This is a genomic window from Microbacterium pullorum, assembly GCF_014836535.1.
GTDB classification, from domain to species: domain Bacteria; phylum Actinomycetota; class Actinomycetes; order Actinomycetales; family Microbacteriaceae; genus Microbacterium; species Microbacterium pullorum.
The window spans coordinates 140,766-165,461 of sequence record NZ_JACSQP010000006.1 but is presented as its reverse complement, the minus strand read 5'-3'; the positions used below and the strand labels follow the sequence as shown (position 1 = coordinate 165,461).

Genomic DNA, 24,696 nt, shown 5'->3' with positions numbered 1-24,696 from the left:
CCAGCCGGATTCTTGACGACGTGCAGATGCTGGGGTATATGCGCCCGCGGCATCTGGTGCGACCTCCCTCGGCGGGCCATGATGTGCACATGATCGGGGGGACACCCGTGATCCGCACGCCCGACCAGCGGATCCGTGTTTTCGTCAGTTCCACCCTCCGCGAGCTCGCCGAGGAGCGCGCGGCGGCCCGGCGTGCGATCGAAGCGCTGCGACTCGCCCCGGTGCTGTTCGAGTTGGGTGCCAGGCCCCACCCGCCGCGGGCGCTCTACCGGTCCTACCTGCAGCAGAGCGACGTGTTCGTCGGGATCTACGCCGACAGCTACGGCTGGGTGGCACCGGAAGAGGAGGTGTCGGGGCTCGAGGACGAGTACAACCTCGCCCCGGCATCCATGCCCAAGCTCATCTATGTCAAAGCCGGCGCCGCCCGCGATGAGCGGCTCACCGCGCTCATCGCTCGCATCCAGTCCGACGACACCGCGGCGTACCTCCCGTTCCACACCGCGGACGAACTGGAGGCGCGCTTGGGCGATGATCTGGCGACGCTCATGGCCGAGCGGTTCGAGCAGTCCCGCTCCGCCGACCGCGACGACGACGGGCCCCACGCCGGGGCGCTCGTCTCGCGTGTGCCGGTGCCGTACACCACCACGATCGGCCGCGCCGACGACGTCACCGCGGTCGTGCACATGCTCACCCACGGCGGGGACCGCCTCGTGAGCCTCATCGGCCCCGGTGGCATCGGCAAGAGCCGACTGGCGATCGAGGTGTGCCTCGCGGCTGCGCACGAATTCCCCGACGGGGTGTACTTCGTGGCGCTGGAGAACGTGCTGGAGCCAGCGCTGCTGCTGCCGACGATCGCCTACAGCCTCGGCATCCGCGACAACGGCGAAGCCGCCATCGAGGAGCGCATCTCCCGCGCCCTGGAGGGGCGGCACGTGCTGATCGCGCTCGACAACTTCGAACAGATCATGGATGCCGCACCCGTGCTGGTGCGGCTGTACACCGTGGCGCCGCTGGCGAGCTTCCTCGTCACGAGCCGGGTGGTGCTGCGCATCCGCGGCGAGCGCGTGTACGACGTGCAGGCGCTGACGACCCCCGCCGACGGCGTGCCCGCCACCCTCGAGCGGGCCGAGCGCTCGAGCGCCTGCGCACTGTTCGTCGACCGCGCGCAGGCCGCCGCGCCCGCCTTCGCACTGGCCGAATCGAACGCCGGCGCGGTGATGGACATCTGCCGCCGACTGCAGGGGCTGCCGCTGGCGATCGAACTGGCGGCGGCGAAGGTGCGGATGCTGTCCCCGCACGCGATCGCCGAGCGTCTGGAGCGCAGCCTGCCGCTGCTGACGGCGGCGGTGCGCGACATGCCGGAGCGGCATCGCACGATGCGCGCGACGCTGGAGTGGAGCGTGAGCCTGCTCCCAGCCGCGCAGCGGGCGCTGCTGGAGGACCTCGGCGTGTTCGCGGAGCGGTTCACGCTCGAGGCCGTCGAGGCGCTCGAGCCGGGGCGGGCGTGGGAGGGCGGGGCGATCGAGGGGCTCGCGGCCCTCGTGGACGGCTCGCTGGTGACGCAGACCGACTTCGACGGACGCAGCGTGCTGTCGCTGCTGGCGATCGTGCGGGAGTACGCGGTCGGGCGGCTGGAGGAGCGGGGCGAGGCCGATCTCGTGCGGGCCGCGCACGCCGACTACTACCGCGGCCTCGTCGTGCGCCTGGCCCCGCAACTGGGGGGGGGGGGCCGGGCGCAGGCGGTGGCCGAGCTCGGTCTGCAGCTGGCGAACCTGCGCGCCGCCGTGCGGCATCTCGTCCACACCGACCGGCTCGACGACGCCGGCGACTTCGCGTGGGCGTTGCTCATCTACTGGTGGATCATGGGCCTGTTCGCGGGCGTGCGGGTGTGGATGCTGGAGCTGCTCGCCAAGGACCAGCCCATCACACAGCACACCCGGGCGGTGGCCTGGTTCTTCTCACTGTGGGGGCAGCTGTGGCAGCGCCCCGCGCAGGAGGTGGTCGCGGGACTCGGGGAAGTGACGCGGCTGTTCTCCGAGAGTGGCGACGAGGATGCCGCGGCGATGGCGTTCGCCGCGCGGGCGACCGCGCGGGTGCAGCTGCCCGATCCCGACGTCGACCGGGCCGAGAGCGAACTGAACGAGGCGGTCGCGCGGCTGCACACGATCGGCAACCCGTGGGGCGAGGCGATCACGCGGGTGTCGCTCGGCCGGGTGGCGTGGCTGCGCGGCTCGATCGATGATGCGCTCGCACACCTGGAACGGGCCACCGCCATCGCCGAAGAGGGCGGCGACCTGTTCACCCGGTCGATCGCCGACAACCAGAAGGGGCGGCTGCTGATCGTGCGGGGGTCGGTCGACGAGGCCGAGCGGGTGTTCGTGCGCACCCTGCTGGATTCGCTGCGGCTGCGCCACGAGGAGGGCGCGGCCTACGGGCTCGAGGGCCTGTGCGCGGTGGCCGCCGCCCGCGGGGAGCCGCGGCTGGCCGGGGCACTGTCGGCCGCGGCGACGGCCATCCGCCACCGGGTCGGCGTGTTCGACGTGGAGGCGTTCACGGTGCATTCGCTGTCGCTGGATGCGGCGCGGGCCACCGCGCCGCAGCTGGTCGCCGAGGGTGAGGCGCTCGGCGAGGGTCTCACCCTCGCCGAGGCCGTGGCGCTGGCCCTCCCGGAGCCGGAACGCACACGTGCCGCCGAGGTGCTCGCGCGCTGGTGACTGGGCCGGTGCTCGCGGTGGCCGGGCGCGGCATCCCGAAGACAGGAGAACGCACCGGGACAGGACGATCCGCACCGGAAACAGCCTGTTCTGGGGAGATCTCCTGTTCCGGGGATGGCGGCGGGGCCGGGGCGGGCGTGCCGGGACGGCGTGCAGGGGGCGGGGTGCCGGTGCCCGCCGCGCGCGAATGCCGTCGGAATTCAGGCCGTGGGCGCGGTTTCGGCCGCCGAAACCGCTGCCGGCACCGCTCCGCCTGAATTCCGACAGGCGGCCCGCGTTACGAACGAGTAAAGGCTGTCGCCCGATTCGTGCGCGCGACGCGGCGGCACGGCAGGATGGAGCGCATGCCACAGGATGCCGCGCCGCTGCTGCAGGTCCGCGATCTCGCCGTCGAGTTCGCAACGATGGACGGCTCCGTGCGCGCCGTCGAGAACATCGGCTTCGATCTCGCCGCCGGAGAGACCCTCGCCATCGTCGGGGAATCGGGGTCGGGCAAGTCGACGACCGCGATGGCCGTGATCGGCCTGCTCTCCGGCAACGGCCGCATCGCCGAGGGCAGCATCACCCTCGACGGGCAGGAACTCGTCGGCGCCCCCGAATCGGTGATGCGCAAGATCCGCGGTCGGTCGATCGGGCTCGTGCCGCAGGACCCCATGTCCAACCTCAACCCGGTCTCGCGCATCGGCACGCAGATCGCCGAGACCCTGCTCGCCCACGGCATGGCCACCCGCTCCAACGTCGCCAAGAAGGTCGTCGAGACCCTCGCGGCCGCGGGCCTCCCCGATGCCGAGAAGCGTGCCAAACAGTACCCGCACGAGTTCTCGGGCGGCATGCGCCAGCGCGCCCTCATCGCCATAGGCCTGGCCTGCAACCCGCGCCTGCTCATCGCCGACGAGCCCACCAGCGCCCTCGACGTCACGGTGCAGAAGACCATCCTCGACCAGCTCGGCCGCATGACCGGCGAGCTCGGCACCGCCGTCATGCTCATCACCCACGACCTGGGACTGGCCGCCGAGCGCGCCTCACGGGTGATCGTGATGCACCGCGGCCGGATCGTCGAGCAGGGCCCCGCACGCCAGATCCTCGAGGACCCGCAGGCCGAATACACCAAGGCGCTCGTCGCCGCCGCACCCTCGGTGGCCGCCGTCCGGCTGCGGCCGGAGGTGTTCCGCGGCACCGCGACCAAGACGACGGATTCCGCCTCGCCCACTCCCCTCGCCCCCGCCGAGTCGGCACCCGCCACGGCGACCCCGCCGGCCACCGCGACCCCGCGCATATCGCAGGCTCCCGGCGCGGCAGCCGACGTCGCCAACATCCTCGAGGTGGACGGGCTCACCAAGGTCTACAAGGTGCGCGGCAGCAAGGAGGACTTCGCGGCGGTCAAGGACGTGTCGTTCGCGATCCCGCGCGGGGAGACGGTGGCGATCGTCGGCGAGTCGGGGTCGGGCAAGACCACGACGGCGCGCATGATCCTCAAGGCCGTCGATCCCACGGCCGGGGCCATCCGCTTCGACGGGCAGGACGTCGCGTCGCTGAACGGGCGGGACCTGCGCAGCTTCCGCCAGAAGGTGCAGCCGATCTTCCAGGACCCGTATTCGTCACTGAACCCGATGTTCACGATCGAGCGGATCATCGAGGAGCCGTTGGTGTTCTACCGCCGGGGCTCGGCGAAGCAGCGCGCCGCCCGCGTGCGGCAGCTCATGGACGACGTGGCCCTGCCGCAGACGATGCTGCGCCGCTACCCCGCGGAGCTCTCCGGCGGCCAGCGGCAGCGCGTGGCCATCGCACGGGCGCTCGCCCTGTCTCCCGATCTCATCGTGTGCGACGAGCCGGTGTCTGCACTGGACGTGCTCGTGCAGGCGCAGATCCTGCGGCTCCTGGGAGACCTGCAGCGCGAGTACGGCCAGAGCTACCTCTTCATCTCGCACGACCTGGCCGTGGTGCGTCTCATCAGCGATTACGTCTGCGTCATGAAGAACGGGGAACTGGTGGAGGCGGCGACCTCCGAGGAGATCTTCACCAACGCCCGCGACCCGTACACCCGCGCGCTGCTGGCATCCATCCCGGGCAACGAGCTCGACATCGCCGTCTGAGACGGCGCTCGACCACCGCCGGGATGGACCGGCCCGCGCTCAGCGCCCGCGCGTGCGGGGGTCCATCGCCTCGCGCAGCGCCTCGCCCAGCAGGGTGAAGCCGAGCGCGGTGACGGCGATGCAGATGCCGGGGAGGAACGCCAGCCACGGCGCGATGGCGAGCTCCGCCTGCGCGTAGGTGAGCATGCGGCCCCATTCCGCCGTCTCGGGGCGACCGCCGCCGAGACCGAGGAACGACAGCGCCGCGGCGTCGATGACCGCCGTCGCAAGCGTCAGGGTGCCCTGCACGATGACGGGTCCGATGCTGTTGGGCAGCACGTGGCTCATCGTGATGCGGCCGCGGCCGAGGCCGAGGGTCTGCGCCGACAGCACGTAGTCGGCCGACCGCTGCTGCAGCATGGAGGCGCGCAGCAGGCGGGCGAAGATCGGCACCTGGGAGGCTCCGACGGCGATCATGACCGACAGCTGCGACTGGCCGAGCACGGCGGCGATCGACACGGCCAGCAGCAGGCTCGGCACCGACAGCAGGATGTCGACGACGCGCATCACCGCGTTGTCGACCCAGCCACCGAACGTACCGGCCAGAAGACCCAGCACAGCACCGCCGGCGAGTCCGAAGATCGTGGAGACCACACCGATCATGAGCGACGCCTGCGCACCCCAGATGAGCTTGGACAGCACGTCGCCGCCGAAGCGGTCGAGCCCGAGCGGGAACTGCGGCAGCTCACCGGGACCGGGGATGTAGGTGGGGGTGATGTACTTCGCCCCGGGCAGCGCCATCTCGGGGTAGGGCGCGAGCCACGGCGCGAACACCGCGATGAGCACGAAGACCGCCACGATCACGGCGCCGGCCCACGCCGCGGGGTTGCGGCGGAGCCGCCGGAACACGTCGCGCCAGAATCCGCCCGGCGACTGCGCGGCCAGGAGTTCGCGGTCGACGACCGCGGTGTCGTCGACCGGGCCTCCGCTCGGGGCGGGCGGCAGGATGCTGGAACTCACGAGACCCTCACTCTCGGGTCGATGACGCTGTACGACACATCCACCAGCAGGTTGATGAGCGCGTAGACGATGGCGATGAAGATGATGAAGCCCTGCAGCACCGGGAAGTCGCGGTTGAAGATCGCACCGGCCAGGAACGAGCCGATGCCCGGGAAGGCGAACACCGTCTCGGTGAGGATCGCCCCCGACAGCAGCAGGCCCGCCTGCAGGCCCACCGTGGTGATCACCGGCAACATGGCGTTGCGCAGGATGAAGCGGTCGCGCAGCGTGGCGCGCGAGATGCCCTTGGCGTTGCCGGTGCGCACGTAGTCGGCGTTCTGCACCTCGAGCACCGAGGCGCGCGTGATGCGCACGATGATCGCGAGCGGGATCGTCCCGAGCGCGATGGCGGGCAGGAGCAGATGCAGGAACGCGTCCCACGCGGCATCCCACTCGCCCGTGAGGATGCCGTCGAGCACATAGAACCCGGTGTAGTGCGTCGCGTCGATGCGGGGGTTCTGCCTGCCGTCGCTGGGGAGCCAGCCCAGCTGCACGGCGAAGATGTACTTGAGGATGAACGCCAGGAAGAACACCGGGATCGTGATGCCGACGAGGCTGAGCACGACCGACGCGTGATCGGTGAACTTGCCGTGGCGACGGGCGGCCCAGTATCCCAGCGGAATGCCGATGCCCACCGCGAGGATGAGCGCCAGCAGCGACAGCTCGATGGTGGCGGGGAACCGGCGGAGGAACTCCTCGGTCACCGGGCGCCCGGTCTGCAGCGAGACGCCGAAGTCTCCCGAGAGCAGCTTGCCTATCCACGTGAAGTACTGCTGCACGATCGGCTCGTTGAAGCCGTACAGCTCGTTGATGCGCGCCACCGCTTCAGGGGTGGCACGTTCGCCCAGCAGGGCGACGGCCGGTCCACCGGGCAGCGCCCGGACCCAGAAGAACAGCAGCAGGCTCAACCCGAACAGGGTGGGGATCAGAAGCAGCAGCCTCTTACCGATGGTGCGCAGCAATGCGGGAGTCTCTCGTCGTCGTCGGCGTCGGAGTGCGGTGCGGGAGGAGGACGGGCCTCATCCCGCACCGCACATTGCGGCACAGGCCGCGCTTACTCGGTCAGGACGATCTGGTTGAAGACCTCGTCGTTGACAGGGCTCGCCGGGTAGCTCTCCACACGCGGATCGAACGCGAGGGTCGGCGCCGGGTGGGCCAGCGGCACACCCGGGATGAAGGTCGCGACCATCTCGTTGATGTCCTCGTAGAGAGCCGACTGCTCCTCGAGGTTCGGGATGCCGCGGGCTTCCGCCAGCGCCTGGAACAGTGCCGGGTTGTCGAAGCCCCACTCGGCCGACTGACCGCCGAAGAACACACCGACGAAGTTGTCGGTGTCGTTGTAGTCGCCCGTCCAGCCAAGCAGGTGGATGCCGTGCTCGGTGCCGCCGGTGATGAGGTCGAGGTAGTCGCCCCACTCGTTGGAGACCGGGTTGGTGACGACGCCGACTTCACCCAGCTGAGCCGAGAGCACGGTGAAGATCTGCTCCGGGTCGGGCATGTAGGGGCGCGACACGTTGACGGGGTAGTTGAACGTCAGCGTCAGCGGGTTGGCCTCGGTGTAGCCGGCCTCGGCGAGCAGCTCGTGCGCCTTGGCGGGGTCGTACTCGTAGGTGGTGACGTCGTCGTTGTACCCGTTGACGGTGTCGGGGATGAACTGCGTCGCCTTCTCGGTACCCTCAGGGAGCACCTGCGTGATGAGGGCGTCCTTGTCGATCGCGTACGACAGCGCTTCGCGCACGAGCGGGTCCTGCAGCTCGGGCACGGCCTGGTTGAACGCGAGGTAGAGGACGGTGAACGGCGGGCGCGACACCATCGTGAAGCCCTTGTCCTCGAGGGCGGCGGTGTCGGCGGGGCCGACCAGGTCGTAGCCGTCGATCGAGCCGGACTCCAGCGCCTGGCGGCGTGCGGTCGGGTCATCGATCGTGCGGAAGATGATCTCGTCGATCTGACCGGCGTCGCCCCAGTAGTCCTCATTGGCGACGAGGGTGACCTGCTCACCCGGTGCCCACTCCGAGAAGGCGTACGGGCCGGTGCCCGAGGGGTGCCCCATGGCGTACTCCGACAGCGTCGGGGCCTCGGCCGTGCCGCCGACCTCGGCGGCGGCGAACTCCGCCATCGCGGCGGGGCTCTGCATCGAGAACGCCGGCAGCGACAGCGCCGGGATGAAGCCGGCGAACGGCTGGTTCAGCGTGACGGTGGCCGTGGTGTCGTCGTCGGCCGAGCACGAGGCGTAGACCGCCGTCGAGGGGTCGGAGGCGTAGCCGCGGAAGAGCTTGTTGTAGTAATAGCCCAGCGCCTCGCTGGCGGCCAGGCCCTCCCAGTTGTACCAGCGGTCGAAGTTGGCGCACACCGCTTCGGCGTTGAACTCCGTGCCGTCGTGGAAGGTCACGCCCTCCTTGAGCGCGAACGTGTGGGTCAGGCCGTCCTCGGAGGACTCCCACGACTCCGCCAGCAGCGGCGCCGGGTCGGCGGTGCCGGGCTCGGTGCCCACGAGGCCCTCGAAGATCTGGCGCGCGACGCGGAACGTCTCGCCGTCCTGGGCGAACGCCGGGTCGAGGCTCGCGGGGTCGGCGGAGGCACCGAAGACGAAGGTGCCGTCGACATCGGCGTCGCCGGTCGCGTCGTCGGTGCCGGCGTCGCGCTGGCTCGAACAGCCCGACAGCACGAGCGCGGCCATGGCCACGCCCGCGGCGGCCAGCAGGGCTCCGCGTCGTTTACGTGTATGGAGCATGGATCGTGCACCTTCCGATGAGAGGACAGCCGCCCGGCCCGTCAGACCGCCGGCGGCACGTGTTGCTTCCCGACGCTACCGGTGCCCGACGAGCTGGTTGATTACACCTTTGTCTCGATCCTGTTTCGGCTCGGCCGGTAGCGTGGAGGCCATGGCGCGAGCGAGCATCGAAGAACCGCCCCCGCAGGCGCGCCTGTCGGACGGAACGCTCGCACGGATCGTTCCGTCGCGCTACGTCTCGGGGTTCGAGCTCGATGTCGCCGGCACCCCGCAGTCGCACGTCGATCTGGAAGACCCCACGCACCTGCACTTCGAGTACGTGGCCCGGATGGGCGCGGTGATCGATCGCCTCCGGATGCCGGGGCAGCCGCTGTCGGCGGTGCACCTGGGTGCGGGCGCGCTGACCCTCCCCCGGTACATCGAGGCCACCCGGCCCGGCTCGCGCCAGCAGGTGATCGAGCTGGAACAGCCCCTCGTCGACCTCGTGCGCGAACATCTGCCGCTGCCGCGCGGCGCACAGGTGCGCATGCGCATCGGCGACGCACGGGCGGGCCTTCACCGCTTGCCGCCGGCACTCATCGGCCACGCCGACCTGCTCGTCTCCGACGTGTTCGCCGGCGCGCAGACCCCCGCCCACCTCACGACGGTGGAGTTCTACCGGGCCACGGCGCGCGTGCTGGCATCCGATGGGGTGCTGCTGGTGAACGTCGCCGACGGCTCGGGGCTCGCGTTCGCACGGCGTCAGGTCGCGACCGTGCGGGAGGTGTTCGCGCACGTCATCGTGCTCGCCGAGGTGCAGTTGTTCAAGGGCCGCCGCTTCGGCAACCTGGTCGTCGTGGCATCCGCCTCGCCGCTGCCGACGCAGTGGCTGCCGCGCCTCATGGCTGCGGGGCCGCACCCCGCGAAGGTCGCGCAGGGCGCGGAGCTGGACGACTTCGTCCGCGGCGCGCGGGTGGCCACCGACGCCGACTCGACGCCCTCGCCGAAGCCGTCGCAGTCGGTCTTCGACCGCTGACCCGGGGGCGTGGGGGCGCGCGCGGGCCGCTGGCCGCCGGGCGCCGGGCGCCGGGAGCCAGGTCGAGAAGCCACTTCCCGGTTGAGACACAACGCGGTGCATGGTTTCCGACCCGGAATCTGGTTTCTCGCGGGTGAGGCGGATGCCGGGCGGATGCCGGGGCGCGGGGCGGGGCGGATGCCGGGCGGGGCGGGGCGGATGCCGGGCGGGGCGGGGCGGATGCCGGGCGGGGCGGATGCCGGGTGCGCCTGTGGCGGCAGGGTCGGGCCGCTTGCGGCATCCCGTCGCCGGCCGTCATCCCCGCTGAGAAACCACTTTCCGGGCGAGACACCACGCGGTGCGCGGTTTCCGAGCCGGAATGTGGTTTCTCACAGGGGTGGGGCGGATGCCGGAGCGGATGCCGGGCAGATGCTGGGCGGATGCCGGCGTGCAGCGCGGCGCGGCGCGGCGCGTCGCGGGCGCGGCGGGACGGGGCGGGGCGGGACGGGGCGGGACGGGGCGGGACGGGGCGGGACGGGATGCCGGGGCGCGGGGTTGCGACGATGCGGCGTGCCCTCGGGCGTGCGGCGGCAGACCGGGTGAGACTGGACCGGCGAGCCGCGTACGAAGGGAGTCGATCGTGAGTTTCATCCTCGGATACGACCAGAACACCCTGCGCGAGCAGGTCGACATCGATGCCTGTCAGGCGCGTCTGGACGAGATCGGCGAGCAGCGCAGCCTCGCGGCCCTGCTCGAACGCGTGTGGCTGCTGAAGGTGCTCGATCGCCTCGATGACGCCCTCGTGATCTCGGAGCAGTCGGTGCGCCTGGCCCGCATGGCCGGCACCCGCAAGGACCTGCTGCGCGCCCGCGTGCTGCACGCGACGATCCTGCAGTTCCGCGGCGCCTACGCCGCCGCCGAGCAGGAGCTGACGACCTGCGCGGAAGAGGCCGACGGCCAGGGATGGGCGGGGGTGGGGGCGTTCGCCTACCAGCACCGCGGCAAGGTTCACTTCGACGCGGGCGACTTCGTGTCGGCGCGCGCCGACTTCAAGCGGGCACTGTTCCTGCGCCAAGAAGCTGGCGCCCCGGAAGACCAGCTCGAGTCGACGCTTTTGGCCATCGATGCCGCCGAGCGCCGCCGCGGCCGAGTGCTCACGGCCTGAGTGTCGTAGGTACGTTCTACTCTTCGGTCATGTCGGACCCGCAAGACGTACGCCTCATGGCGCAGCAACTCCTCGCCGAGCACCTCGACGATTCGTGGTCGTTCGCCTTCGACCACGCCAAGCGGCGTGCCGGCCTGTGCAACTACCGCGACAAACGCATCAGCGTGTCGCGCTACCTCGCGGCCCGCTACGACGATGAGACCAACCGGCAGACGCTGCTGCACGAGGTCGCCCACGCGCTCGCCGGCGCCGCGGCCGGGCACGGCGCGGCGTGGCGGCGCACCGCGCGGCAGATCGGCTACACCGGCGGCGTGACCCACCACGGCGAGCCCGCGAACGACCTGGCACCGTGGGTCGGCGAGTGTCCCGCGGGTCACGTGGCCTACCGGCACCGCCGCGTGACGCGGGCCACGTCGTGCGCGAGGTGTGCGCCGATGTTCGACGAACGGTTCCTGTTCCGCTGGCACCGTCGGGAGATCACCCCGGCGACCCGTCTCGCGGCGCAGTCACCGCGCTGAGCAGCATCGGTCCTCGTTCAGAAGCGCTCGAATGCATCCCCGCGCAGCACCGGCACGGCGTCGACGGCATCGATCTCGGCGGCGGCGCGCACCTCCGCCGCAAGCCCCCGCTCGATGAGCTCCTGCCCCGACCCGGCGGCGGTCAGCAGATGGCGAACCGCCGGACGCAGGCCGCGCAGCGACTCGCAGACCGCGGCCGCCTCGGGTGAGGAGTGGTCGATGCCGCGGGCGGCGAGCGCGTCGATCACGGCACCGGCGCCGAGGTCGTCCTCCACCGCGACGCGCAGGCGCGCACCGGGCTCGCGCCCCTCGAGCTCGCCCGCGGAGATGACCGCGATGCTCGTGCGGGCGCCGCGACGGTGCTGCTCGGCGAGCACGGCGTCGGCGACCGCCGCGGCGTTGCGGAGGCATCCGAGGAGCACCACCGCCCCGCCTGCCGCGGCCCGCGCAGCGACCGCCGCACCGTTGATCGACGCCGCGTGCGCCGCGTCGTCGAGGGGGAACGGGGCACCGGATGCCACGGCATCCGTCACGGTCGTCGAGAACCGCAGCACGTCGACGACGACCACGACATCCGCCGGCGCGAGGCGGTCGAGCCCGTCGACGCCGCGCTCGAAACGCACCTGGTAGCGGGACTGGTCGAACGGCGAAGGCATCCTGCCAGCCTAAAGGCGACCGGTGCCACACTGGGGTGATGCGCATCCATCTGAAGATCGTGCTGGACTGCGACGCCGACGCCGCCTGGCGCGCACTGCACTCCCCGCGCGCCGTCGCCGAGCTCTACGGCCCGCTGCTGGAGATGACCCCGATGGATGCCGCGGGGCTGCCGTCGCGGCTCGAGCCGGGAGCCGACGTGCCGGTGCAGCTGCGCGCGGCGGGAGTGTCCTTCGGGCAGCAGCTCATCCACATCAGCGACCGACGGGTGGCCCAGACCGACGGCGAGGTGCGGGTGCTGCGCGACAGCGGCATCCCACTCACCGGACCGCTCGCCGCGCTCGATGTCTGGGACCACCAGATGGCCGTGTCGCCGGCGCCGGGCGACCCCGGCCGCACCCTGTGGCGGGAGCGGCTCGTGATCGGCGGTACGGCGGCACCGGCGCTGTGGCCCGGGCTGTGGATCGTCTGGCAGTGGCGGGCGGCGCGGCTGCGCGCCCTCGCCCGCACCTGGGCGTACGACCCGGAGCCGAGGGGCGACACCGCCGACACCGACACCGACGCCGCCCCCACCGACGCCGCCTGACGGTTATTCGGCGAGCGCGGCGACCGGCACCACGCGGGTGGCGAGGCGCGTCGGCACGACGGCGGCGACGAGGGTGAGCACGGCGGTGGCCGCGATCACCACGAGCACCGCCGGCCACGGCACGGCGGGCACGACGAACGTGGGCGTGAGCCACGCCGGCGGAATCTGCACCGCCCCGAGCAGGGACTGCGCGCCGACCCAGCCGTAGCCGACCCCGAGTACGAGTCCGAAGACCAGTGCCGTGACGGTGACGTGCGTCGCCTCGAGCAGCACCAGGCGCCGCACCTGCGAGCCGGTCAGCCCGAGGGCCCGCAGCAGCCCGAGTTCCCGGCGGCGCTGCACCACACCGATCGTCAGCAGGTTCACCAGGCCCACTGCGGCGATCACGGCGCTCACGGCGACCAGCGCCATCATGACCGCGGCGAAGGAGTCCATCATGCCGGCGAAGGTGTCGTCGATCTCGCCACCGCCCGAGGCGGTCACGAGCGCCTTCGTCGATTCCGCGGCGACGGCGAACATCGTCACGAGCGCGACCCCCATCACCACGCCGATCGCCATGCGGCTGGAGCGCTCCGGGTAGCGCAGCGCATTCTCGGCCGCCAGTCGCGCCGGGGCGGAGCCGCCGAAGGCCCGCCCGGTCAGCTTCAGCAGCCGCGGCATGACCAGTGGAGCCGCCAGCGTCAGCCCCGTGAACGACAGCAGGCCCCCGAAGAAGGCGACCACGACACCGAGGGGCGTGATGAATCCGACCACGACACCGCCGGCCAGGAGCAGCACTCCGACGCCCAGCAGCGCGAAGGACACCCCGTTGCGCCCGGGGCGATCGGCGACCTCTTCACGCGACGACTCGACCGCGCCGCCGATCGCCTGCAGCGGCGTCACCGACAGCACCCGTCGGGATCCGGCCCACGCCGCCACCCACGTCGTGAGCGCGACCGCGGTCGCGGGCAGAAGCAGCGCGGGCCCCGCCACGACGTAGTGGGTGTTCACTCCCACGACCCGGTCCAGCAGCGGGACCGCCGCGATGCACAGCAGGGTGCCGGCGACGAGCCCGGTGAACGCGCCGAGCGCACCGACGACAAGCCCCTGCCGCGCCACCTCGGCGCGCTGCGACCGCGCGGACGCGCCGATCAGCCGCATGAGCGCGATGTGGCGCGTGCGCCCGGCGACGATCGTGGCGAACGTGTTGGCGGTCACGATCGCCCCGACGTACACCGCGACAGCCACCAGCAGCACGCTGAGGATGCCGATGACGACCGTGAGCGTCTCACTGTCGCCGTAGTACGGGTCGGCGCGCAGCAGCGTCGCGATGTACCCGGTGGCCGTCAGCAGCGCCACCCCGAACGCGGCGGAGATCGCCGACACCAGCACGGTCGCGCCCATCCCCCGCTCCCGCAGCCACGCGACCCGGGCCGATGCCACGGGGCGCGATGCCCCGGGCTGGCGGGGTGCGGCGGTCGCCGCGACGACGCTCACGCCGACACCCCGGCATCCGTCGTGGCAGCCGCCGCCGGCGCCGCCGCGACGACGCCGATCTCGGCGGCCAGCATGAACGCCGAGATCTGCTCGGCGTTCTGCCGCGGCTTGTCTGCGATGATGCGGCCGTCGGCGAGGTAGATGACCCGGTCGGCGTGGGCGGCGGCCACCGGATCGTGGGTGACCATGGCGATGGACTGCCCGCGGTCGTGCGATGCCGAGGCGAGGAGCGCCAGCACCTCGCGGCTGCTGCGGGAATCGAGGTTTCCGGTCGGCTCGTCGGCGAACACCAGGTCGGGGCCCGTGGCCAGTGCCCGGGCGATCGCGACGCGCTGCTGCTGCCCGCCGGAGAGTTCGTGCGGGCGGTGCCCGAGACGGGCGCCGAGCCCGAGCGTCTCGACGAGCCCGTCGATGCGAGCCCGCTCGATGGCGCTCGGGCGGCGGGCGTCGAGGTCGAACGGCAGCAGGATGTTGGCCATCGCATCGAGGGTCGGCACCAGGTTGAACGCCTGGAACACGAAGCCGACGCGGCGGCGGCGCAGCAGGGTGAGCTCGAGGTCGCTCAGCCCCGTGATCTCGGTGTCGCCGATCCAGGTGCGGCCGCTGGTCGCGGCATCCAACCCGGCCATGATGTGCATGAGGGTCGATTTGCCCGACCCGCTCGGCCCCATGATGGCGGTGAACTCGCCGCGGCGGATGCCGACGCTCACCCCGTCGAGGGCGCGCACGGCGTTGTCGCCGAGGCCGAAGGTTTTGGTGAGGCCCTGCACGCGGGCGGCCAGGCCCAGCTCGGTCGTCGTGATCTCCATGACCCCGACGCTACGGACGGGGCCCGGGTGGCCGCGTCGGCCTGCGGGGGCATCGGCGTACATCGCAAGGATGATCCCGACCGACCCGCTCCCCCCGTCGCGTCAGGCCAGCCCGTGCTCGAAGGCGAACACCACCAGCTGCACCCGGTCGCGCAGCGCCAGCTTCGTGAGGATGCGGCTGATGTGGGTCTTCACCGTCGCCTCCGACAAGAACTCGCGCGCCGCGATCTCGGCGTTGCTGAGGCCCCGCGCGGCGAGGGCGAAGATCTCCTTCTCGCGGTCGGTGAGCGCGCCGAACTGCGGCGGCACGGCGCGTGTGGGCTCGGCGAACTCCGCGAACAGGGCCCGCGTGGCGGCGGCGGCGATGACGGCGGAGCCGGCGTGCACCGTGCGGACGGCGGCGAGGAGGAACTCGGGCTCGGCATCCTTCAGCAGGAATCCGCTCGCGCCCTGGCGGATCGCCCGGGCCGCCGCCTCGTCGAGGTCGAAGGTGGTGAGCATGACGATGCGCGGCACGGCGCCGTCGAGCACCGGATCGGTCAGCAGCTCGGCGGTGGCGGTGAGGCCGTCCATCACCGGCATCCGGATGTCCATCAGCACGACGTCGGGGCGGGTGGCGCGCACCACGCCGATCGCCTCGCGCCCGTCGGAGGCCTCGCCCACCACCTCGAGGTCGGGCTGGGAATCGACGAGCATGCGGATGCCGGCACGGAACAGCGCCTGGTCGTCGACGAGGACGACGCGGATGGGTGCGCTCATGCCGCCCCGCCGATCGGCAGCGACGCCCGCACGACGAACGCGCCGCCCTCGCGCCCGGCGTCGAGGGTGCCGCCGGCCAGCAGCGCCCGCTCGCGCATGCCGATGAGCCCGTGTCCGCGGGCGAGGTCGTCGGGGGCGGGGGCATCGGCGAAGGGATTGTGCACGAGGATCGTCACCCGGTCAGGATGCCACGCCAGCTCCACCGTCACCGCGCCGCCCGCGCCGTGGCGCAGCGCGTTGGTGAGGGCCTCCTGCAGGATGCGGTAGACCGCCAGCTGGATCGCCGCGGGGGGCACCCCCGGCGGCATCGGATCGACGTCGACGCGCAGATCCACGCCCGCCGAGCGCACCTGCGCGTAGAGCTCCTCGAGGTCGGCGATGGTCGGCTGCGGACCCTCGCCCTGGCTGTGGCGCAGCTGGGTGAGCAGCAGCCGCACGTCCGAGAGGGCCGAGCGCGCGGTGGTCGAGATGGTCGTGAGTGCCGTCGCGGCGGCCTGCGGGTCGACCGCGGCGGCGTAGCGGGCGCCGTCGGCCTGCGCGATGACGACGGCGAGCGAGTGCGCCACGACGTCGTGCATGTCGCGGGCGATGCGCACGCGCTCGTGCTCGGCGGCGGTGTCGGCCTCGGCGGCCTGCTGCGCGAGGCGGTTCTCGCGCGCCCGGATGCCGGTGCGCACGAGCGCGCCCGTGGTCCACGCCAGCCCCAGGCCGAACAGCGCCGCGATGAGCACGGCGACGCTGGTGGTCAGCGCGGAGCGGCCGAGCGGGTCCACGGCCGGGGCGAAGAGGTAGGTCGTGATGGCGATCGCGCCGATGATGACCGAGGCGAAACCGGCCCAGAACACCCGCCGCGTCCCGTAGGCGGCAGCGGTGTACAGCACGGCGAAGACGACGACGTCGGTGGGGCTGGGGTCGCGGCCGAACGCCATCTGCACGATCGCGCCCACCCACGCGACGCCGAGGGCGAGGCCCGGCGACAGCCGCCGCACCGCGAGGGCGGCCGACATCGCGACGACCACCAGCGCCGTCGACAGCGCGTTGTAGGGCAGCTGCCGCCCCATCTCGAGTTCCAGGTAGAACGCGAGGAGCCCGAACAGTCCCGCGCCGCCGACGTCGACGACGATCTGGTAGGACTTGAGCTCGCGGAACACCCTTCGACGCTACGGGACGGCCGCGGCCGCGGCATCCATCGCGCGATGTATTGGCTCGCGGGGCGCCGGGTGGGGTGCGGGCGGGCGGGGGCCGGGGGCTGCTCGAGTGTCACGAATGGCGGGTGCCGCGGGTTCCGACCGTGCACAAGCGACACCCGAACGCCCCGCGCGGTCGACCCCGGGCGGCCCGGGCGGCCCGGGCGGCCCGGGCGGCCCAGGCGGCCCGGGCGGCCCAGGCGGCTCGGGTGTCACGAGTGGTGGGTGGTGCGGGCAGGGACTGTGCGCAAGCGACACCGGAGCAGCCCGGGCCGTGCGAGGAGACCGGCACCCGCGACCACCCACGCCGCGGCGCGTCGCGGCGCCGTGGCGCGCCGCTCGGGTGTCACGAACGGCGGATGCCACACCCCGCGACCGCGCGGAAGCGACACCGGAGCAGCGCGCGGGGCCGACGCGGGCCGACGCAAGCCGGCACGCGCGGTTCGGGTGTCACGAACGGCGGATGCCACGCGGCGAACACCGTGCGGAAGTGACACCGGAGCAGCCCCGACCGCCCCCGCGCCCCCCGCGCCGCGCCCCGCGTCACCCGCGGCCGGCGCGGGCGGCGGCGGCGAGGTCGCGGGCGACGGCGGCGACGTCACCCGCGACCACCCCGGCGGTCACGCGCACGTGCGCGGGACCGCCGTCGATGACGAACGGGGCGCCGGCGGCCACCGCGATGCCCGCCGCCGCCAGGTGCACGGTGGCCGCCCGCTCGTCGGCCACCGGCAGCCACACGTTCAGTCCGTCGTGCCCGGGAACGGCCACGCCCTCGCGGCGCAGCGCCGTGACCAGCGCTTCGCCGCGATCACGGTACACATGCCGCGCCGCGCCCACCGCGGCGAGCGCCTCGGGGTCGGTCAGCATGTCCAGCAGCACCGTCTGCAGCAGGCGAGAGGTCCACCCGGGCCCCAGCATCCGCCGGGCGACGAGCCGTTCGACCAGCCGCGCCGGCCCGCCCAGCGCCGCGATGCGCAGGTCGGGACCGTGCGACTTCGAGAAGCTGCGCACATGCACGACCTGGTCGGGGATCCAGCGGCCGAGCGACACGGCGGGCGCCATGGAGATGAGCCCGGAGTGGTCGTCCTCGATCACGGTGACCCGCGACCCGTCGCGGGCGGCGCCGATCACCGCCGCCAGCCGTCGCGCGCGCTCGGCCGACATCGACGCGCCCGTCGGGTTGTGGGCGCGCGGCTGCAGGATGACCGCGGTGGGGCGCTGCACCAGCGCGTCGGCGAGCGATTCGGGCCGCACCCCCTCGTCGTCGATCGACAGCGGCACCGCCTCGGCGCCGAGGGCGTCGACGAGGTCGAAGAAGTACGGGAATCCGGGGGATTCCACCGCCACCCGGTCGCCGAAGCGCACCACCTGCTCGAGCGTGCGGGAGATGCCGTCCAGCGCCCCGTCGACGACGGTGACGGTCTCCGCCCGCGACGGCCAGTCGCGGGCGAGCACCTCGGCGAGCTCGGGCAGCACCGGCAGATCGTGGTAGCGGCCGGTGTCGGCGCGCAGGGTCACGTGCGAGAACGCGGCGGCCAGCGACGGGAGCAGCTCGGGGTCGGGGGTGCCGAGCGAGAGGTCGAGCCGCCACTCCCCCTCGCGCGACGACAGTCCCTGCACGCGGCGGGTGAGCCAGTCACGTCGCACGCCGCGGACGAACGTGCCCGCCCGCCCGCGCGAGACGATCGTGCCGGTGCGGGCGAGCGCCTGCCAGGCGGCGCTCACGGTGGCCGGGCTCACCGACAGCTCGGCGGCGACCTCCCGCACCGTGGGCAGCCGGTCGCCGGGGGTGAGCACCCCGTCGGTCACGAGCCGCGCGATGACACCCGCGATGCCCTGCGGCGAACGGTCGGGGAACTCCACCGGCAGCAGCATGCGTTCTCCCTCTACCACATTCGCAGGCCAGCATTTACGCTCGCGACACAGGACGAAACCGAAGAGAAATGTTCAACCCGAAAGATAACAGAACGGGGACGACCCGCTGACAGCCTCCCGGCGTCGGCGGTCCGGCGTACCCGACGGTGCAGCCAGGAGGCGAAGATGACGACGGTACGCGCAGCGATCACCCAGACCACGTGGACGGGCGACAAGGCTTCGATGCTCGACAAGCACGAGGCCTTCGCCCGGGATGCCGCAGCGCAGGGCGCGCAGGTGCTCTGCTTCCAGGAGCTGTTCTACGGCCCTTATTTCGGCATCACGCAGGACAAGAAGTACTACCGCTACGCCGAACCCGTCGACGGGCCCGTCGTGCAGCGCTTCGCCGCGGTGGCGAAGGAACTGGGCGTCGTGATGGTACTGCCCATCTATGAGGAGCAGCAGACCGGCGTCTACTACAACACCTCGGTGCTGGTGGATGCCGACGGCTCGACCCGCGGCATCTACCGCAAGAACCACATCCCGCACGTGGAGAAGTTCTGGGAGAAGTTCTACTTCCGCCCGGGCAACCTCGGCTACCCCGTGTTCGACAGCGCCGTCGGACGCATCGGCATGTACATCTGCTACGACCGGCACTTCCCCGAGGGGTGGCGGGCGCTGGGGCTCAACGGCGCGCACATGGTCTTCAACCCCAACGCCACCAAGCCCGGACTGTCGAACCGGCTGTGGGAGATCGAGCAGCCCGCCGCCGCCGTCGCGAACGGATACTTCGTGCTCGCCCCCAACCGCGTCGGCCGCGAGGACAACGAGTACGGCGAGGATGCGGTCAGCTTCTACGGCAAGAGCCAGGTCGTCGACCCGCGCGGCAACTACGTGGGGGCGCTCGGCTCGGCCACCGACGAGGAGGTCCTGGTGCGCGACCTCGACCTGGGCCTCGTGCAGGAGATGCGCGACGACTGGCAGTTCTACCGGGACCGCCGGCCCGACACCTACACCGACCTGACGGCGCCGTGAACGGCAGACGAGAGAGAGGCTGACATGGCGACCACACTGATCACCGGCGGCACCGTCGTCTCGGCCACCGGCCGCGCCCCCGCCGACGTGCTCATCGACGGCGAGACGATCGCCGCGGTGCTGACCCCGGGCTCCACACTGCTGGGCACCGATCTCGCGGCATCCGTCGACACCGTCATCGACGCCACCGGAAAGTACGTCATCCCCGGCGGCATCGATGCGCACACCCACATGCAGCTGCCGTTCGGCGGCACCGCCGCCAGCGACACGTTCGAGACCGGCACCCGTGCCGCCGCGTGGGGCGGGACGACGACCATCGTCGACTTCGCGGTGCAGCGCACTGGCGAGCGCATCGAAGACGGCCTCGCCCACTGGCACGAGCTCGCCGCCGGGCAGTGCGCGGTCGACTACGGCTTCCACCAGATCGTCGGCGGGGTCGACGAGCAGTCGCTGCGGGCGCTGCCGAAGCTCGTCGACGAAGGCATCACGAGCTTCAAGCTGTTCATGGCGTACCCCGGGGTGTTCTACTCCGACGACGCGCAGGTCCTCAAGGCGATGCAGTCCTCCGCCGCCACCGGCATGCTCACGATGATGCACGCCGAGAACGGCCCGGTGATCGACGTGCTCGCCGAGCAGCTGGTCGCCCGCGGCAAGACCGACCCGTACTTCCACGGCGTCGCCCGCGCCTGGCAGGCGGAGGAGGAGGCCACGCACCGCGCGATCATGCTCGCCAACCTCACCGGCGCCCCGCTGTACGTCGTGCACGTGAGCGCCAAGCAGGCGGTGCAGCAGCTGGCGTGGGCGCGCGACAACGGCCAGAACGTCTTCGGCGAGACCTGCCCCCAGTACCTCTACCTGTCGCTCGAGGAGCAGCTGGGGGCGTCGAGCGAGCAGTGGGGCGCGTTCGAAGGCGCCAAGTGGGTGTGCTCCACGCCGCTGCGCTCGCGCGCCGAGGGGCACCAGCACCACATGTGGCAGGCGCTGCGCACCAACGACCTGCAGATGGTCTCCACCGACCACTGCCCGTTCTGCATGACCGACCAGAAGGAACTGGGGCGCGGCGACTTCCGCGCGATCCCCAACGGCATCGGGTCGATCGAGCATCGGATGGACCTCATGTACCAGGGGGTCGTCACCGGCGAGATCTCACTGGAGCGCTGGGTGGAGCTGACCAGCACCACCCCGGCGCGCATGTTCGGCATGTACGGCCGCAAGGGGGTCATCCAGCCCGGCGCCGACGGCGACATCGTCGTGTACGACCCCGCCGGCCACACCTCCATCGGCTACGGCAAGACGCACCACATGAACATGGACCACTCCGCCTGGGAGGGCTTCGAGATCGACGGCCACGTCGACACCGTGCTGTCCCGCGGCAAGGTCATCGTCGACGACGGCCAATACCTCGGCAGCAAGGGCGACGGCCGCTTCGTGCGCCGCGGCCTCAGCCAGTACCTCATCTAGGAGCACCCATGGACTTCGGTGTCGTCCTGCAGACCAACCCACCCGCCGCCCGCACGGTGCAACTGGCCCAGCTGGCCGAGGCGCACGGCTTCAGCCACGTCTGGACCTTCGACTCGCATCTGCTGTGGGAAGAGCCCTACGTCGTGCACTCCGCGATCCTCGCCGCCACCCGGCGCGTGATGGTCGGCCCCTTCGTCACCAACCCCGCCACCCGCGACTGGACGGTGACGGCATCGGTGTTCGCGACCCTCAACGAGATGTACGGCAACCGCACGATCTGCGGCATCGGCCGCGGCGACTCCGCGGTGCGGGTGACCAACGGCAAGCCCACCACGATGGCGGAGCTGCGGGAGTCGATCCACGTGATCCGGGAGCTGGCGAACTCCCGCGCGGTGGACTACCGCGGTGCGACGCTGCAGTTCCCCTGGAGCCGCGGCTCCGAGCTGGACGTCTGGGTCGCCGCCTACGGCCCCCTCGCCCTGAAGCTCACCGGCGAGGTCGGCGACGGGTTCATCCTGCAGCTGGCCGACGTCGACATCGCGGCGTGGATGATCCGCACCGTGAAGGATGCCGCGGCGGCGGCGGGCCGCGACCCCGAGTCGATCGCCTTCTGCGTCGCGGCACCCATGTACATCGGCGAGGATGCCGCGCACATGCGCGACCAGTGCCGCTGGTTCGGCGGCATGGTCGGCAACCACGTCGCCGACATCGTGACGAAGTACGGTCACCACGGCGACGTGCCTGCAGCCCTCACCGACTACATCGCCGGGCGTGCCGGCTACGACTACAACTCCCACGGCCGCGCCGGCAACGACCACGTCGACTTCGTGCCCGATGAGATCGTCGACCGCTTCTGCATCCTCGGCACCGCCGAGGACCACATCGCCCGCCTCGAGCAGCTGCGCGCCATCGGCGTCACCCAGTTCGCCGGGTACCTGCAGCACGACAACAAGGAGGAGACGCTGCGCGTCTACGGCGAGACCGTCATCCCGGCCCTTTCCGCACCCATCACGGCGAAGCGATGACCCGGCGCACGCGGGCGGTGCTCTGGGGCGTCGTCGGCGTGCTCGCCGTGGCGGCACTGTGGGAGCTGTACAAGTTCGCCGGGCCTGCCGAGGGGCTCGTCGTCGGCGCCGTCGCGGGGGAGCCGGGGTCGGGGGTCATGATCCTCCCCCGCACCCACGACCGCGCCATGCCGCACATCTGGGAGATGTTCGCCCGGCTCGGGCAGTCGGCCAGCGGCGGGTCGACGCCGCCGTTGGTCGTCCCGGTGCTGACCGCGGCGCTCACGACCCTCGGCATCGCCGCCGCCGGTTGGGCGATCGGGGTGATCGTCGGGATGGCACTGGGCCTCGTGATGCAGCGCTGGCGCCTGGCCGAATGGGGCCTGCTCCCCTGGATCGTGCTCAGCCAGACGGTGCCGCTCATCGCATTCGCCCCCGTCATCAGCAGCATCGGCACGCAGATCGACCGGTCGGGAACCCCCTGGCCGCAGTGGTTCTCGGTCGCGATCATCGCGTCGTACCTGGCCTTCTTCCCCGTCGCGATCGGCGCGCTGCAGGGCCTGCGCTCCCCCGAGCGCGCCCACGTCGACCTGATGCGCAGCTACGCCGCCGGGTACTGGCCGACGCTGGTGCGCCTGCGGCTTCCCGCGGCGGTCCCCCACCTGCTGCCGGCGCTGCGGCTCGCTGCTGCCAACGCCGTGCTCGGCGCCGTGGTCGCCGAGGTGTCCATCGGCATGCGCGGCGGCATCGGGCGCATGCTCATCCAGCTCGCGGGCCAGGCATCCAGCGACCCCGCCGCCCCGTGGGGCCCGACGTTCGGGGCGATCGCCCTGGGGCTGATCGCCGCAGGGTCGATCGCGATCATGGGGCTCGGATTGACGAACTACCGCAGAGGCGAGGCGACGGCATGACGTTACGACAGGCTCACGAACCCGACAGGCAGGCCGCCGCCGACCCCGCGACCGCGGTGCGCGCCACCGGCGTCGGCAAGACGTTCGCCACCCGCACGGGGGAAGTGATCGCCCTCACCGGGGTCGACCTCGCCGTCGCCGCGGGCGAGTTCGTCTCGCTCATCGGTCCCTCCGGCTGCGGCAAGTCCACGCTGCTGCGTCTCATCGCAGATCTGGATGCCGCCTCCACCGGCACGCTGGAGATCTTCGGCAAGCCGGCCGCGCGCGCCCGCGTCGACCAGGACTACGGCATCGCGTTCCAGCAGGCGGGGCTGCTCCCCTGGCGCACGGTGGCGGCCAACATCGCGCTGCCGCTCGAGCTGCACCGCGTCGCCCGCGGCGAGCGCCAGGCGCGTGTGAGCGAGCTTGCCGAGCTCGTCGGCCTGTCGGAGTTCGTCGACCGCTACCCCGACCAGCTCTCCGGCGGAATGCAGCAGCGGGTCGCGATCGCCCGGGCCCTGGCGGCACGCCCGCGGCTACTGCTCATGGATGAGCCGTTCGGGGCGCTGGATGAGATGACCCGCGAATACCTGCAGTCCGAGCTCGTGCGCATCGCCGCCGAGACCGGCGCCGCGGTGGTGTTCGTCACCCACTCCATTCCCGAGGCGGTGTTCCTCTCGGACCGGGTCGTGGTGATGAGTCCGCGTCCCGGTCGCATCACCACGGTCGTACCCACCGCCCTCGGCGTGCGCGACGAGGCGCTGCGGGAATCCCCCGCCTATTTCGAACGGGTCACCGCGGTGCGCGAGGCCCTGCACGGCATGCCGCGCACGAGGGCGGACGAACGATGACCGCGACGCCGGCACCGACCGCGCCGCCGACCCCGACCCCCGCCTCGACGCGACGCCGCGCGCGCGGCGTGCCCGAGTACGGCACGTGGATGCCACCGGCGTGGCTGCGGGTGGGGGCGCCGATCCTCGTCGGTCTGCTGGGGCTGACCCTCTGGGTGTTGTGGGTGGACGTGCTCGGCACCGCGCCGCGCATGCTGCCCGGCCCCGTCGCGATCGCGACGGAACTGGTCGCGCGGTGGGAGATCATCGCCGAGGACATGGCGGTCACCGCAGGCAACGCGCTCGTGGGTCTGCTCGTCGGGTCGCTGCTCGCCGTCGTGCTCGCCGGGCTCGCCGCCGCCTCCCGCCCCGTCGACGGCATGATCGCGCCGCTCGTCGCCGCCGTGGCGGTCGTGCCGATCGTGGCCCTCACCCCCATCCTCAACACGATGTTCGGGGCCTCGAGCCAGTTCGGCCGCCAGGCCGTCGCCGGGCTAGCCGCGTTCGTGCCGGTGTTCGTCAACGTGCTGCGGGGCCTGCGACAGACGCGACCCGTGCACCGCGACGTGCTGCGGGCGTCGGCGGCGACCGGCGCGCAGACCTTCCGCACGCTGACCCTGCCCACGGCCCTCCCCTACCTCATGACCGGGCTCCGCATCGCCAGCTCGCTCGCCGTCATCGCCGCCCTCGTGGCGGAGTACTTCGGCGGACCCGCCGACGGCATCGGCACGGCCATCGCCACCTATGCCAAATCGGGCCGTGCGGCGCTGGCGTGGGCGTATGTCGCCGGTGGCATCCTCATCGGTCTCGTGTTCTTCCTCGTCACCGCGCTGCTCGAGCGGATCGTGGCGAGGCGGTCGCCGGGGTGACCGGCATCCTGCACCACTCGAATGAAAGG

The 24,696-nt window shown here is 72.1% G+C and carries 21 protein-coding genes; 12 read left to right on the top strand and 9 right to left on the bottom strand.

The window, feature by feature from the left end; translation table 11 throughout:
• Positions 1-107: 107 nt before the first annotated feature.
• Positions 108-2,714 (top strand): DUF4062 domain-containing protein, encoded by a 2,607-nt coding sequence (locus H9651_RS11440; RefSeq protein ID WP_191719450.1) that lies wholly within the window; start codon positions 108-110, stop codon positions 2,712-2,714.
• A gap of 344 nt (positions 2,715-3,058) precedes the next feature.
• Entirely contained in the window at positions 3,059-4,807 is a 1,749-nt protein-coding gene (locus tag H9651_RS11435; RefSeq protein ID WP_225216675.1) for a dipeptide ABC transporter ATP-binding protein, read from the top strand.
• A gap of 39 nt (positions 4,808-4,846) precedes the next feature.
• On the opposite strand, the gene H9651_RS11430 is transcribed toward H9651_RS11435, so the two are convergent.
• The 3 genes from H9651_RS11430 to H9651_RS11420 form a co-directional block, all read right to left on the bottom strand.
• Positions 4,847-5,806, bottom strand: coding sequence for an ABC transporter permease (locus H9651_RS11430; protein WP_191719448.1), 960 nt, complete (start codon positions 5,804-5,806; stop codon positions 4,847-4,849).
• Positions 5,803-6,807: an ABC transporter permease gene (locus H9651_RS11425; protein ID WP_191719447.1), complete on the bottom strand. Its 1,005-nt coding sequence runs from the start codon at positions 6,805-6,807 to the stop codon at positions 5,803-5,805. The genes H9651_RS11430 and H9651_RS11425 overlap by 4 nt, the downstream gene beginning before the upstream one ends.
• Positions 6,808-6,899: 92 nt before the next feature.
• Entirely contained in the window at positions 6,900-8,576 is a 1,677-nt protein-coding gene (locus H9651_RS11420; RefSeq protein WP_191719446.1) for an ABC transporter substrate-binding protein, read from the bottom strand.
• A 151-nt stretch (positions 8,577-8,727) separates the two neighbouring features.
• Between H9651_RS11420 and H9651_RS11415 the strand changes: the two genes are divergently transcribed.
• From H9651_RS11415 to H9651_RS11405, 3 genes are all read left to right on the top strand, one after another.
• Positions 8,728-9,591: a spermidine synthase gene (locus tag H9651_RS11415; RefSeq protein WP_191719445.1), complete on the top strand. Its 864-nt coding sequence runs from the start codon at positions 8,728-8,730 to the stop codon at positions 9,589-9,591.
• A 619-nt stretch (positions 9,592-10,210) separates the two neighbouring features.
• Positions 10,211-10,735, top strand: a complete 525-nt coding sequence (locus H9651_RS11410; RefSeq protein WP_191719444.1) for a hypothetical protein — start codon at positions 10,211-10,213, stop codon at positions 10,733-10,735.
• A 29-nt stretch (positions 10,736-10,764) separates the two neighbouring features.
• Positions 10,765-11,253: a SprT-like domain-containing protein gene (locus H9651_RS11405; RefSeq protein ID WP_191719443.1), complete on the top strand. Its 489-nt coding sequence runs from the start codon at positions 10,765-10,767 to the stop codon at positions 11,251-11,253.
• A gap of 17 nt (positions 11,254-11,270) precedes the next feature.
• Here H9651_RS11405 and H9651_RS11400 read toward each other — a convergent pair whose 3' ends face one another.
• Positions 11,271-11,909 carry a 2-phosphosulfolactate phosphatase gene (locus H9651_RS11400; protein WP_191719442.1) on the bottom strand — a complete coding sequence of 213 codons (639 nt, stop codon included), beginning with the start codon at positions 11,907-11,909 and terminating at the stop codon, positions 11,271-11,273.
• 38 nt (positions 11,910-11,947) lie between these two features.
• Here H9651_RS11400 and H9651_RS11395 point away from each other — a divergent pair, with 38 nt between their 5' ends.
• A complete protein-coding gene (locus H9651_RS11395) occupies positions 11,948-12,493 on the top strand; it encodes a hypothetical protein (RefSeq protein WP_191719441.1) in 546 nt (181 codons plus the stop codon).
• 3 nt (positions 12,494-12,496) lie between these two features.
• Here the strand turns inward: H9651_RS11395 and H9651_RS11390 are convergent, their stop codons facing one another.
• The 5 genes from H9651_RS11390 to H9651_RS11370 form a co-directional block, all read right to left on the bottom strand.
• A complete protein-coding gene (locus tag H9651_RS11390) occupies positions 12,497-13,969 on the bottom strand; it encodes an ABC transporter permease (RefSeq protein WP_404803015.1) in 1,473 nt (490 codons plus the stop codon).
• The gene (locus H9651_RS11385) at positions 13,966-14,778 is read right to left on the bottom strand and encodes an ABC transporter ATP-binding protein (RefSeq protein WP_191719440.1); all 813 of its coding nucleotides are present in this window, start codon (positions 14,776-14,778) and stop codon (positions 13,966-13,968) included. Before H9651_RS11385 ends, H9651_RS11390 begins: the two co-directional genes overlap by 4 nt.
• A 102-nt stretch (positions 14,779-14,880) precedes the next feature.
• The gene (locus H9651_RS11380) at positions 14,881-15,537 is read right to left on the bottom strand and encodes a response regulator (protein WP_191719439.1); all 657 of its coding nucleotides are present in this window, start codon (positions 15,535-15,537) and stop codon (positions 14,881-14,883) included.
• On the bottom strand, positions 15,534-16,688 hold the full coding sequence (locus H9651_RS11375) for a sensor histidine kinase (RefSeq protein WP_191719438.1): 1,155 nt from the start codon (positions 16,686-16,688) through the stop codon (positions 15,534-15,536). Before H9651_RS11375 ends, H9651_RS11380 begins: the two co-directional genes overlap by 4 nt.
• Positions 16,689-17,267: 579 nt before the next feature.
• On the bottom strand, positions 17,268-18,599 hold the full coding sequence (locus tag H9651_RS11370) for an aminotransferase class I/II-fold pyridoxal phosphate-dependent enzyme (protein ID WP_191719437.1): 1,332 nt from the start codon (positions 18,597-18,599) through the stop codon (positions 17,268-17,270).
• Between the two features lie 165 nt (positions 18,600-18,764).
• Here H9651_RS11370 and H9651_RS11365 point away from each other — a divergent pair, with 165 nt between their 5' ends.
• From H9651_RS11365 to H9651_RS11340, 6 genes are read left to right on the top strand one after another with little or no spacing between them, the layout of a single operon-like run.
• Positions 18,765-19,613, top strand: coding sequence for a nitrilase-related carbon-nitrogen hydrolase (locus tag H9651_RS11365; RefSeq protein WP_191719436.1), 849 nt, complete (start codon positions 18,765-18,767; stop codon positions 19,611-19,613).
• A gap of 24 nt (positions 19,614-19,637) precedes the next feature.
• Positions 19,638-21,074 (top strand): dihydropyrimidinase, encoded by a 1,437-nt coding sequence (gene hydA / locus H9651_RS11360; protein ID WP_191719435.1) that lies wholly within the window; start codon positions 19,638-19,640, stop codon positions 21,072-21,074.
• An 8-nt stretch (positions 21,075-21,082) separates the two neighbouring features.
• Positions 21,083-22,099 (top strand): TIGR03842 family LLM class F420-dependent oxidoreductase, encoded by a 1,017-nt coding sequence (locus tag H9651_RS11355; protein WP_191719434.1) that lies wholly within the window; start codon positions 21,083-21,085, stop codon positions 22,097-22,099.
• Positions 22,096-22,989 carry an ABC transporter permease gene (locus H9651_RS11350; protein WP_191719433.1) on the top strand — a complete coding sequence of 298 codons (894 nt, stop codon included), beginning with the start codon at positions 22,096-22,098 and terminating at the stop codon, positions 22,987-22,989. The genes H9651_RS11355 and H9651_RS11350 overlap by 4 nt, the downstream gene beginning before the upstream one ends.
• Positions 22,986-23,819: an ABC transporter ATP-binding protein gene (locus H9651_RS11345; RefSeq protein WP_191719432.1), complete on the top strand. Its 834-nt coding sequence runs from the start codon at positions 22,986-22,988 to the stop codon at positions 23,817-23,819. Before H9651_RS11350 ends, H9651_RS11345 begins: the two co-directional genes overlap by 4 nt.
• On the top strand, positions 23,816-24,667 hold the full coding sequence (locus H9651_RS11340; protein WP_225216674.1) for an ABC transporter permease: 852 nt from the start codon (positions 23,816-23,818) through the stop codon (positions 24,665-24,667). The genes H9651_RS11345 and H9651_RS11340 overlap by 4 nt, the downstream gene beginning before the upstream one ends.
• Positions 24,668-24,696 lie beyond the last annotated feature (29 nt).